This window comes from Paenibacillus endophyticus, from assembly GCF_014192395.1.
GTDB lineage: Bacteria > Bacillota > Bacilli > Paenibacillales > Paenibacillaceae > Pristimantibacillus > Pristimantibacillus endophyticus.
Map to the genome: position 1 here is coordinate 1 of NZ_JACHXW010000039.1, position 11,575 is coordinate 11,575.

The following is an 11,575-nucleotide window of genomic DNA, read 5'->3' on the forward strand; positions in this document are numbered from 1 at the left end:
GTGAAGCCGGCTTTCGTTGGATTCGCTGGAGCCGTGATCTTCGCTCCCGCGCTCACGCCGGTCGAGTCCGCAACCGCGCTTCCTCCTTGCGAATCGAAGGCCACCGTGTACAAGCCAGGAATGACCGCTTGCAATACGAGCCCGTTGAGCCCCACAGCCACGAATGCGCCGCTACCGTAGCTGACGTCCACCAACTGCTTCGATGTCGTAAGTGTCTCGGTCGTCCAACTCGTGCCATCCGTGGATTTCGCAATTTTATTCGGCGATCCTACGGCCACGAACTCGCCGTTGCCATAGCTAAAGGCCATAGGATACCCACGAACGCCCGTCGATGAGCTCGTCCAATCGATGCCATTCGAAGCTGTCACCACGGTTCCGTCGGACAAGGCCGCCATGAACTTTCCGTTCCCGTATACGACGCTATAGATCCCGTCCGAAGTATTAGAAGTCCGGCTCGTCCAAGTCTCTAAGTCGCCGGAAGTCAAGATCGTACCGCCGATGCCGACGGCCACGTACATGCCGTCGCCGTATGCGATGTCCCAAAGATTTTGCGAAGTGCCAGAAGTTCGACTCGTCCAGCTTACGCCGTCGTCGGAGGTCGCCAGCGCCCCTGCAGCACCTACCATCACAAACTTGCCATTCACGAACGAAACGCCGAATTGCGAGCTGCCGAACGTACGGCTTGTCCAACTCGCGCCGTCGCCGGAAGTCAAGATGGACCCGTTGTTACCCACAGCCACGAACGTACCATTACCGAAGCTCACGTCGTTTAGCCGTTGCAAAGTACCTGAAGTTCGGATCATCCAGTTTGCGCCGCCGCTTGAAGACATAATCGTCCCGGCTTCTCCTACCGCCACATACGTACCGTTGCCATAACTAATGGCATTAAGATCATAACTGGTTCCCACTGTTCGGACAACCCAACTCGTCCCATCCTCGGAAGTCAAGATCGTTCCCCCGTTGCCTACCGACAAGTATATGCCATTTCCGAATACGATCCCATTCAAGATCGAAAGCGTGACCGCATCGCGTTTCTCCCACGCCACTCCGTCGACGGAGGCGTAGACAAGTCCGTTATGGCCCACCACCACAAAATCACCGTTGCCATAAGTGACGTCTTCCAGCGTTAGGTTAGTATCCAAATGTTGCTTCGTCCAACGCTCGCCGTCGCCTGAAGTCACCATCGCGCCAGCAAACCCCACCACAACATACGTGCCGTTACCGAAGGCAATGCCATAGAGATCCGGAGTATTGCCGGGGGAGGCGTCACTCCAGGCTACTCCGTCAGAGGAAGTCAATATCGTCCCCGATTCCCCTACCGCCACAAATTTAGCCGAACCATACACGACGTCCGTCAGGTTCTCATCGGCACTCGAAGTACGACTCGACCAATTCTCTCCGTCAGCAGAAGTCAAGATCGTCCCATCGTCTCCTACCGCCACGTACAAGCCGTTGCCGTAGCTGACACCCTCTAGAAATTCCGAGGTTCCCGACGAACGGGAAGTCCAGTTCAATCCATCGCCCGAAGAGACGATCACGCCTCTATCGCCAATCGCCACATACTTGCCGTTCCCAAATACGATGCCATTGAAATAAGGAGTTCCCGGGCCTGACCAACGATTCGTCCAGTTCGTTCCGTCGGCGGAGGTCAGCAGAGTGCCGTTCCCCCCCACTGCCACATATGTACCGTCGTTGTAAACAACGTCTTGCAGATTCTCGGACGTCGGATAGGGACTCCGAATCGTCCAATCGTACGCGGCTGCCTGGTCCGCATAAGTCGGAATCATTCCTGTTAACAAGAGCAATGCCATGAATATTGTCACGTAGCGCTTAATCATCACTTCGAAAACACTCCTCTACCATTAATGTCGTTAACTATAACAGGAAAATAGCGGAGTATTCTTAATGAAATCTTAATAGCGCCATCATTCGACCTTTTCCTAGCGCTCTTTTCCCGTTATGATGAGGAGAGTAGTAGTGAAGCAATTGAATCGGAGTGTGGTCGTGACATGCATCAAATTCTCGTTGTCGATGATGAGCCGGACATTCGCACGCTAATCCGCATGCACTTGGAGAGAGCGGGCATGCGCGTGATCGAGGCTGCCTCGGGGCGACAAGCTATCGAAACGTTGCGGGAGCAGCCCATCGAATTAATGATATTAGACTTAATGATGGATGATGTGAACGGCTTTGAAGTTCTTCAATATGTGAGAGCTCGTGGAACCGACACGATCATCATCGCATTAAGTGCTAGAAGAGAGGTGCAGGACAAGATCGATACGTTAGGGTTGGGAGCGGACGACTACGTCACCAAGCCGTTCAGTCCGATGGAATTGCTCGCCCGCGCACAGGCGCAGCTCCGAAGGCATCGTCCTGGCAGCACGTCGGACCCCTACGAGGTCATTCGGATGAATAAGCTGGCGCTCGACATCGATAATATGGTGCTGGCCAACGGATCGCAACGTCACGAATTGACGCAATACGAATGCGAGCTGCTGCAATTGTTCATGAAGAATCCGGATCGCGTGTTGACCAAGCGAGACATCTACCTGCATGTCTGGAAGCACGATCACGTGAATGACAACAATTTGAGCGTATTCATGAACCGGTTGCGCGCCTTGCTCGACGACGACTCCGATACCGCACCGCAGATTCATACGGTAAGAGGCATCGGTTATCGATTCTCAGGAGACGGCATATGAAAAGTCGCACGAAGCTCTGGCTCGTCATGCTGATCAGCGCTGCAAGCAGCCTGTTTTTATTCTTGTTGTTGTCCTTCATTGTCTCGAAGATATGGAATGATGGGTATAATCTGAATCAATTGGAGTCGATCGCGCACGAGACGCTGCAGACCGTCGAAAGGCATAGTCTTGACGGCGTTCGACCGATTCTGGATGCGGTTCACGACCGGCATCCGGCGATACGCTTGGAATGGGTCGCGTCGGACGGCTCGACGATCTACGATACAACCGGCGGAACGGCCCGTTACGACTTCGGACAGTTGGCCGGACGCTTCGTGAATATGCCGGACAATCTCTGGGCCGAGCATGAAACGGCCACTCTCGTATATTCCCTGGCCCGGAACGGAAAATCCGAATATCTGTTGTTAAGCTTGCCTAGCGATGAGATGAAAACGGGGCAAGTCTACTTCTTTTCACGATCATTCAAGCTGTTGTACGCTCTCATCCTGCCCGTCCTGCTATCCGCCCTGGTCCCCTATTTCCTGTCGATCTGGTTCTTCTCCTCCATTAATCGTCGCATCGGCAAGCTGAACAAGGCCTTGGGCCAAGTCGGCTTAAGAAGCGACGTCCTGGTACTAGAGGACAAGTCGAAGGACGAAGTCGGCCAGCTCACCCGTCATTACAACGAGATGGCGCGCCGGATTCAGCAACAGGCCGTTCAAATCGAGCAGTTTGATAAAAGACGCCGACTGCTGTTGTCCAATTTGTCCCACGATTTGCGAACGCCGCTAACCATGATCTTGGGCTATGCCGAGACGATTCGCACAAATTCGTTCCATGACGACGGCGAGCTTCGCAAAAGCGCGAAAATCATATTGCAACGTTCCCGCTACATGGACAAACTGTTGGATCAGTTGCTGGACATCTCGCGGCAAGACTCAGGCGCGTTCGAGATTCATCCCGCCCCGACCAACTTGTCCGAATTAATGCGAAAAATCGTGTCCGACTATCTGTTGCTATTGGACGGGCAAAACTATGCGGTCGACATCGAGATCCCGGAGAAGGACGTCGAGTCGGATCTCGACGCTTCCCTCATGGAGCGCGCCGTTCGCAACTTGCTAGACAACGCTTTACGTTATGGCAGCGACGGGGAGTATCTAGGGATCGGACTCGGCCAAGAAGACGATTGCGTGCTCATCATCGTGAAGGATCGGGGGAGAGGCATCGACCCCGCCGACCGCGAACGCGTCTTCGAACGTTTCTATCGCGCGAACGAAGGAAGGCAAGGCGAAGGTCTCGGCATCGGACTTTCCATTGTGAAAGAAGTCGTCAACCTGCATCAAGGCCACATCCGCTTGACCAGTACCCCATATGGGGAAACCTCGTTCACGCTCCTACTGCCGCAGCGACGATCGCAGGAATAATCGTCGAACGGCCAGACTCCGCCCAAAATAAGACAAGCCTCCTCCGATAAACAATGGTACCTGGTTTACGAACTCCGTATTTACAAAAAGGGGGAACAGGATTGACTGGATATTGGTCACCTATCCTGTAGAGACAGTGTAGCTCCACAATGAGATGTGCAAATGCCACTTATGTAACAACCCACTTTCTCGATAAACATTCATGGAAATTAATTCTTCCCCTCGTTCGTTTTATGAGGTCAACAGATCTTATACTGTAGCCGTCAGTAGGCAGGACAATTCAAGAACATTAAAAAAAGCCACCTGTAAAGGTGGCTTGCACTCAAAAAGAGTGCAAAAGTATGGGTAGGAGTGGAGAGTCCTGTACAGGAGTAGCATCTTTTGTTAATTTTGTAGATCATGGTGGCTATCATCTCTAGGTGACCAAATTCTTCGGTACACTGATGTTATCAGTGATGATTTTCCTAGACACAGCATGACTTTTCGGTTTTGAAAATTTCGGTATTAATACCTTTTGACTACAAATCGTCAATTCAATAACCATTGTAAGTCTCACGCTAAGTTCAAGATCTACCTCTATAGCCAGCAGGTGGTGTTTTAACTTCAGGGTGGCTTGGAGCAGGAGACGTCGATTTAAAAATAGCAGCATCTACTTCAAATACACGAACAGCAATTTGATTGTTACCGTGAACTTGAGCTTTTTGGCGAGCATGCTTTGTAAATGGAGCTTGAACTGTAGAACCTCCAAACTCTCCTGTGTTTGCTAAAATAACAGGTTGATACATATGATAATGTAAAGCGGCAACACAAGTTCATCGTGTCAGACAAGGTCTTGTAGCTTAACAAATTCCGTCACTGTAAATAACTTTCGTCTTCTTGCGATGCCCTTTCTTCTTCTTCCCAAGACGTTTCAAGTGCTTGGATAAACGTGGCAACAGGATGGGCACCGGAGATGGCATGGCAGTCGTTGATCAAGAAGAAAGGAACAGCTCTCACACCTAATCTTTCAGCCACAAGCTGCTCTAACCGCACCGCATTCTTATAGCGTTTGGTATCGAGCAGCATATCCATCGTTTTTTGGCGCTCCAGTCCCGCTTGTACGGCGAGAGATACAAGCGTTTCAAGTTCCCCGATGTGCTTGCAATCTGTAAAATAAGCTTTATATAACAAGTCTAGCACCGCTCCTTCTTTACCGAATTGTTTGGCAAAATGGACAAGGCGGTGTGCGTCTAAGGTGTTAGTGTACTTTACATTCTCGTAGTTAAAAAGTAGTCCTTCTTGTTTTGCCGTTTCGGCAACTACACGACTTTTCCTAGCCATCTTCTCCACATTAGTGCGGTGTCTGGCGGCAGCTATTTCGAGGAGATGCGTATTGGGATGCACCGGAAATGTTGGATCCAATTGGAAGCTTCGATAGACTATTTTAATTTGATCACGATGAGCGAACGCCTGTAATCCGGCTTCAAAACGCCGCTTAACGATATAACAAGAGGGACAAATGATATCCGACCACATCTCCACTATCATATTTGTAGCTCCCTTTTTCTATTGTGTTTCTGTATTATTAAGACTTCAACTAATTCCATAAAATTCCTCGATATAAGGCGCTTAAGGGGTAATTGGAGAAGCAGCCTTACCTGTCATTGCTGCATCAAAAACCTCTTTGGAATACGTTAAAGTATATCTTTATCAAGCTTTAACCATGCATTTCTAAAGGAACGGAAGCAGTATTCTTACTCTTACCCCCGCTCATGAAAGCAAGAATCAGCGCAATGATTGCGAAACAGCCGCTTACGATTAATGCAGCGTGGAAACCCAACAACAAGGCCGTGTTTGCCGATTCAATATGCGCCGAAGCGGTAACCGTAGTCGCGACGGTCGCCAGAATGGATAATCCCAAGCTCCCTCCCAATTGCAGGAACGTATTCACGATTCCGCCGGCAATTCCATGTTCTTCGGATTTAACATCTTGAACGGAACCGACGATAACTGCCGTAAAGGACGCGCCAATCGATAAACCGAGAACGATAAAGGCCGGAAGAATAAACAACGTGTAACTTTTATCCATATCCATATTGCTTAACCAGAACATGCCGAGCGCGTTGATGATCTGCGTTACGATTAGGACTCTTTTTGCACCGAATTTACGCATGAAGAACGGCGTGATTTGCGTTACGACGATCGATGTCAAACCCAGCGGCAAGAAGGCCAAGCCGGTAGCTAAAGAGGAATAACCAAGCTCGTTGAAATACAACGTCGAGAAATACATGAAGCCCGTCACATAAGAAAACATCAAAAACCCGATAATATTTGACGTTACGAGCGAACGAATCTTGAAGAGACGAAGCGGCATAAGCGGGTTTTTGGCGGATTTTTCTATCAGTACAAATAAGACCAAAACCAATATCCCAACAATCAACATGGCGATCTTCGCTGCCGACCAACTTCCGTCGACATCCGGCATGGAGATGCCATAGACCAGAATGAAAATACCCGCCAATACGGAAATCAATCCAAACCAGTCTATGTTTTCTTTAACGACTTTAACAGAAGGACTTACTTTCACGAATAATAATCCGATAATGAGCAAGATGCCAAGCGGCACGTTCAGATAAAACAACGATCTCCAGCCCGCGGTATCTGTTAGTATACCGCCTACTATTGATCCTGCCGCCGCTCCCCCTGAACCTAAAGCTCCAAAAATCCCAAATGCTTTGTTGCGCTGTGGACCAACTGGGAAATTGTTACTAATGAGTGACATCGCCGCGGGGATGGAAAGAGCCGCCCCGATACCTTGGATCGCCCTGCTGGCAATCAACCAAACCGAATTTGTTGCCAAGGCGCCTGCCAGAGAAGCTAGCGCGAAGATGGTCAAACCAATCATTAATACGCGTTTTCTTCCAAGTAAATCACTTGCTCGTCCTCCTATCATCAAAAAACAAGCGAACGTCAGTACATAAGAAGTTACAATCCATTGCAAATCGTTCGACTGCATATGAAATGCCGTTTGTATGGAAGGGAGCGCTACAACGACCGTTGAACTATTCATGACCTCGATAAACTGAGCCAAACAAACGATAATTAGCAAAAACATATTCGATTTCGAAATTTTATCACTCACTTTTATTTCACTCCTATTTATATCTATATATGACTTAAGAACCGAGAAATACTTTCGTTCTATAGTGCTCATCAGAAATGCTGCTTTTCCACAGCTTCCGATCTTTAACGATCTTAGACTGATTTAATCTAGTAATTCAGCAATAATTTCAAAATTGCGCAGCCGATCTTTATGATGGAAAATTTGAGTCGTCATAATGATTTCGTCAGCTTGCGTATCACGAATTAGTTTCTGCATGCTAGTTTTCAAATGATCCGGATCTCCGATCGTTAAGCTGCGATACATTGAATTACGCTCAAGCATAAAAATTTCCACCTCGGAGGCTACCTGACACATATCTTCAACCGGTGGCATGAGAGGCGTCATTCGCCCACTTAACACAGCCAAATACATTTGTTTCTGTGTAGAGGCCAAATAATGTGCACGTTCATTTGAATCAGCGACTGTCACATTCATCCCGACCATAACATGAGGTTTGCTCAAGACACTTGATGGCTTGAATAATTGTCGATACAAACGAACAGCTGGTATCGTGAAATCGGCAGCAACATGGTTAGCAAAAGAAAATGGCAAACCTAATTCTGCTGCGAGCCTAGCGCTAAAATCACTTGAACCTAGAAGCCAAATCGGAACTGCAAGTCCTGACCCCGGGTATGCTCGTACTTTAGCCAAGGCATCATCTTGAAAATACCCTCTCAATTCTCGCAGCAGTTCAGGGAAGTCTTCACCGTTTGTATGATCTCTCCGAAGAGCAGCTGACGCGGCCGAGTCACTGCCAGGGGCTCGACCTAGACCCAGATCAATTCGACCAGGATACATGGATTCCAAGGTTCCGAACTGCTCTGCAATCACTAAGGGAGCATGATTAGATAGCATAATGCCTCCCGAACCAATACGAATTCGTTTAGTCCCTGCTGCAATAAATCCCATCACAACGGATGTAGCTGCGCTCGCCATTGCGGGAATGTTATGATGTTCAGTTAACCAAAATCGGTAATATCCCCAGTCTTCTGCTTTTTGTGCCAAATCCAAGCTGTTCATAAACGTTTCATTCGCATTACCACCAAGAACAATATTGGTAGTGTCAAGAATGGATATGGGAACACCTTGAAATGATCTGGTATAGGATGAATCCATAATTATATCCCCCTCATCTAAACCTTTTGTAAAGCTCGATGTATGATATTATTTCCTAAACAACATCGAATTCTATACCGATGGAATCAGTAATATCTGAAGCGTTATCCCAAGCAGGCCTATTAGCCATAATTCGGACCTTCTTGACCGAGCTTAATGTAGCCCGTTCCCGGCCTGTATGGATGTTTTTACTTTCTGCAACAGAAAACTTTGCTCTCGCCAAGCCGATTGCGATGTTGCCTTCATTATAGGACATATCGTCACATCCTTTGTTTTCATGACAAAACTAGTCATAAGCAATTCCCATTCTATTTAAAACCTTCCATAATGCCGCGGTTACCTACTCACTCGCCAATTATTCAAATACTGTGCACAGTAGAGTTTTCCCATCACAACTTGGCATTATTTTAGAAGCCTTCATACGTGAATTACCACTCTCATTAGGATTGTAAGTGAAGCTTCAATTGCCTCGGAGACAACTATAGCAGGTATTTATCTTTTTCATAAGAACGCTATTTTTTTTAATATGCTTTATAAAAATAAACTGATGCTAGTAATGCTCCTAAGTCGTAATATACAAATTTTGTCGGGATAGAATTTCTATCAAGTAATTCTATTTAGCAATCAGACTTTCGAACTGAAATATCGGCCACGTACAAGATCCCAGGTCGAACGGCCATGTTACTGTTAAAGCCTTATCATCGTTTGCTTGCTTCTTAATAGTTTTTAATTATCCTCTCCTCTCGGCTATTCTTTTCGCGTGACTTTCATTAATCGAACATTTTGTCTTCAAGAAAAGATCTTAATTCTTCAAAAGGAACTTTTCCACGTATAACTTCTGCCCTAGATGCGGTCTATGTTTAGCTTGAAAGTTGCTTAATGATAGCTAGGCGTACGACTTTATTTTTTTAAACCATATTTAAAAAAATAGCCTTCTTATAAAGAATAAGAATACCTGTTATAGTTTTTTCCAGGCCATTGAAGTCTCACTTACCCAGTCTGAAGAGAAGAGGTTATTCACATGTAGCCAAAAAAGAACATCCAGATTCTTGCATCTATTCATCAATGTTCAGCTCGTGACTCAAAGTATCATGGTAATGATTTCTATACTAAAATTAGAAGGGGATTGACATATTATGACCAACTCGATAAATACTGAGAAGGAAAATCTAAAACTAGACCTACTCACCTAATAAAACCGTGAAACGTATAGAAGAGTGAATGGCGCCTGGAAAATCAGTTCCACACTAACGCGCTTCAGGATGGATTCTCTTAAGAACTGGGATCCGAGTACGGCCCCTGTTACTGGCAAGTAACCCCCGCAAGGAAACATAAATAACAAACAACAAAAAAGGACGTGACCACCATATGTTGAAGAAAAAAAAGCTTTTGATTTTGGGTGTAGCCATTCTGGCAGTCATGGTTACGGGATGCGCGAAACAAAATAATCAAGCACATCAGAATGCTCAGACGGAAGCAGTGAATATTACTGGACTCGATACGGCAACCTATCAACGCTTGGATGATATTGAACAAATTAAACAATTAAAAGCCCGATATTTCCGTTTTGTTGATGAGAAAAAATGGACAGAATTTGGAGACATCTTTACGGCTGATGCCAAAATTATTTCGGAAGGCGTGGATTATTCCAAAGGTGGTGGGCAAGCTTACGGGAAGATGATTGGAGATTTAGTAGGTAAAGCGCCTACGGTTCATCACGGATACATGCCTGAGATCGAAATAATCGACAAGGATCATGCCAAGGGTATTTGGGCAATGGAGGATTTGTTGACCTTTCCTGATGCCAAAGATGCATATCCTGGACATCACGGGTACGGACAATATCACGAAACATATAAAAAAGTAAATGGTGTCTGGAAAATCAGCTCCACGGAACTAACAAGATTCCGCATGGACCCTCTTAAGAATTGGGATCCGAATACGGATCCTGTAACTGGAAAATAATCCAGTGACAAATTAGATGAAAGAACAAGTAAACCCTTTGGATATCCAAGGGGGTTTACTTGTTTTATTTTATTTCAAGAATTCAGTCCGACACAAAAAGACCATTCTCGGTAAGAATGGCCATTAGTAAATTCAATTATTAGTAGGAACTTCTCCATTATGTTGCTTTTAATACATTATGATCAACATATCTCTCGCCGTTTAATTCGCTTATAACATTTATAGCGACTTTTGCTCCATAAACGAACCAGTAGGTTTACCTAGATAATTGTATCTCCCATGGCTTATGCATATTATGAAAAATTGTATTAACGCTCTCTTTTCATTCATAGAAAATGCCCTTTTGGAAATATTTTAATATCTATCCCTGTTGATTATATCCGTTGCCGATACCGGGGTATGAAGATTTCCGCGCCCCATATACCGGATAATTGACTTGCATATGCTGCTCCACCTGCGGTGGGTAACTATCAGTTCTCGGCAAATGTTGATTCACGCAATTGGCCGGTGGACCAATCGTAGTCGTACTCTTGATTGGTGCTAACGCCTGTGTCACCAACGCCTGATCTAGACAATATGTGTGGGCGAGCATATTTCTCGGGGCCAGCCTAAGGAAGTCAGAAACCGCGATGAATTCCGGTACTGGTGCGTCGAAGATAGCGAGCAAATGCGTGTCGTCTTCCGTAGCCATCTCCCAATGGAACCACCCCTGAGGAATATTAGTTACCTGACCAGGTGTTATATTGTAGTTAAGCACGGTTTTGGTAAATGGATTCAGAATCGACACGACTGCTGCACCTCGAATACAATAGACCAGCTCAGAGGCGTTCTGATGAATATGAGGCTCGATTACATTCGCTTTAGATAAGTAGATGTCGAGCAGAGATACGTTGCCCAGAGTATTGAGTTGCTGAATTCCCAAGGCGTTAATAAAATTGTTCGCATCCTTTGTGAATGTACGATTGTTCTTCAGATCGTAGAAATATTGTACGTTTGGAGAATTGAAATCCAAGTAGGATACTGCCATAAGCAAACCTCCCGATTATTGTTTCATCTTTACTAAACGTATTCCACTGTATCTATAACCATGACTAATGAATTGCGTAATGGCATGTTTAAATGCTAATAATATGTTTATTGAATTTTTTTCAATGACGAATTGTCAAGCTAAGTGCGACACCTCTTCCATGAATGCTTCGTGAGCCGACCTCCAACCGAGACATTTACGAGGACGGTTGTTAATCAAA

At 46.1% G+C, this 11,575-nt stretch carries 9 protein-coding genes and 4 pseudogenes; 5 read left to right on the forward strand and 8 right to left on the reverse strand.

Annotated elements, in window-relative coordinates; translation table 11 throughout:
• Positions 1-1,838 (reverse strand): InlB B-repeat-containing protein (locus FHS16_RS32155; RefSeq protein ID WP_246432071.1); only part of this gene is annotated, 1,838 nt, incomplete at its 3' end.
• A gap of 225 nt (positions 1,839-2,063) precedes the next feature.
• On the opposite strand from FHS16_RS32155, the pseudogene FHS16_RS32800 reads away from it, so the two are divergent.
• The 4 genes and pseudogenes from FHS16_RS32800 to FHS16_RS31335 form a co-directional block, all read left to right on the forward strand.
• Positions 2,064-2,288: pseudogene (locus FHS16_RS32800) on the forward strand (response regulator); the annotation flags it as partial.
• A pseudogene (locus FHS16_RS32805) lies at positions 2,268-2,370 on the forward strand (DNA-binding response regulator); the annotation flags it as partial. The pseudogenes FHS16_RS32800 and FHS16_RS32805, both read left to right, overlap by 21 nt.
• Before the next feature lie 68 nt (positions 2,371-2,438).
• Positions 2,439-2,702, forward strand: a complete 264-nt coding sequence (locus tag FHS16_RS32810) for a helix-turn-helix domain-containing protein (protein ID WP_376769720.1) — start codon at positions 2,439-2,441, stop codon at positions 2,700-2,702.
• Positions 2,699-4,105, forward strand: a complete 1,407-nt coding sequence (locus tag FHS16_RS31335) for a HAMP domain-containing sensor histidine kinase (protein WP_183571634.1) — start codon at positions 2,699-2,701, stop codon at positions 4,103-4,105. The genes FHS16_RS32810 and FHS16_RS31335 overlap by 4 nt, the downstream gene beginning before the upstream one ends.
• 361 nt (positions 4,106-4,466) lie before the next feature.
• On the opposite strand, the pseudogene FHS16_RS32815 reads toward FHS16_RS31335, so the two are convergent.
• The 5 genes and pseudogenes from FHS16_RS32815 to FHS16_RS31360 all read right to left on the reverse strand — a co-directional run.
• A pseudogene (locus FHS16_RS32815) lies at positions 4,467-4,542 on the reverse strand (manganese catalase family protein); the annotation flags it as partial.
• A 415-nt stretch (positions 4,543-4,957) separates the two neighbouring features.
• Positions 4,958-5,632: a DsbA family oxidoreductase gene (locus tag FHS16_RS31345; protein ID WP_183571636.1), complete on the reverse strand. Its 675-nt coding sequence runs from the start codon at positions 5,630-5,632 to the stop codon at positions 4,958-4,960.
• Between the two features lie 169 nt (positions 5,633-5,801).
• Positions 5,802-7,226, reverse strand: coding sequence for an MFS transporter (locus FHS16_RS31350; RefSeq protein WP_183571638.1), 1,425 nt, complete (start codon positions 7,224-7,226; stop codon positions 5,802-5,804).
• 123 nt (positions 7,227-7,349) lie between these two features.
• Positions 7,350-8,363, reverse strand: a complete 1,014-nt coding sequence (locus FHS16_RS31355) for an LLM class flavin-dependent oxidoreductase (RefSeq protein ID WP_183571640.1) — start codon at positions 8,361-8,363, stop codon at positions 7,350-7,352.
• Positions 8,364-8,418: 55 nt separating this feature from the next.
• Positions 8,419-8,619 carry a hypothetical protein gene (locus FHS16_RS31360; RefSeq protein ID WP_183571642.1) on the reverse strand — a complete coding sequence of 67 codons (201 nt, stop codon included), beginning with the start codon at positions 8,617-8,619 and terminating at the stop codon, positions 8,419-8,421.
• A 1,112-nt stretch (positions 8,620-9,731) separates the two neighbouring features.
• On the opposite strand from FHS16_RS31360, the gene FHS16_RS31365 reads away from it, so the two are divergent.
• A complete protein-coding gene (locus FHS16_RS31365; protein WP_221226533.1) occupies positions 9,732-10,328 on the forward strand; it encodes a nuclear transport factor 2 family protein in 597 nt (198 codons plus the stop codon).
• A 157-nt stretch (positions 10,329-10,485) separates the two neighbouring features.
• Here FHS16_RS31365 and FHS16_RS32160 read toward each other — a convergent pair.
• Positions 10,486-10,566, reverse strand: a pseudogene (locus FHS16_RS32160) (pyridine nucleotide-disulfide oxidoreductase); the annotation flags it as partial.
• A gap of 123 nt (positions 10,567-10,689) precedes the next feature.
• Positions 10,690-11,355, reverse strand: a complete 666-nt coding sequence (locus FHS16_RS31370; protein WP_183571644.1) for a cupin domain-containing protein — start codon at positions 11,353-11,355, stop codon at positions 10,690-10,692.
• Positions 11,356-11,575: the final 220 nt, after the last annotated feature.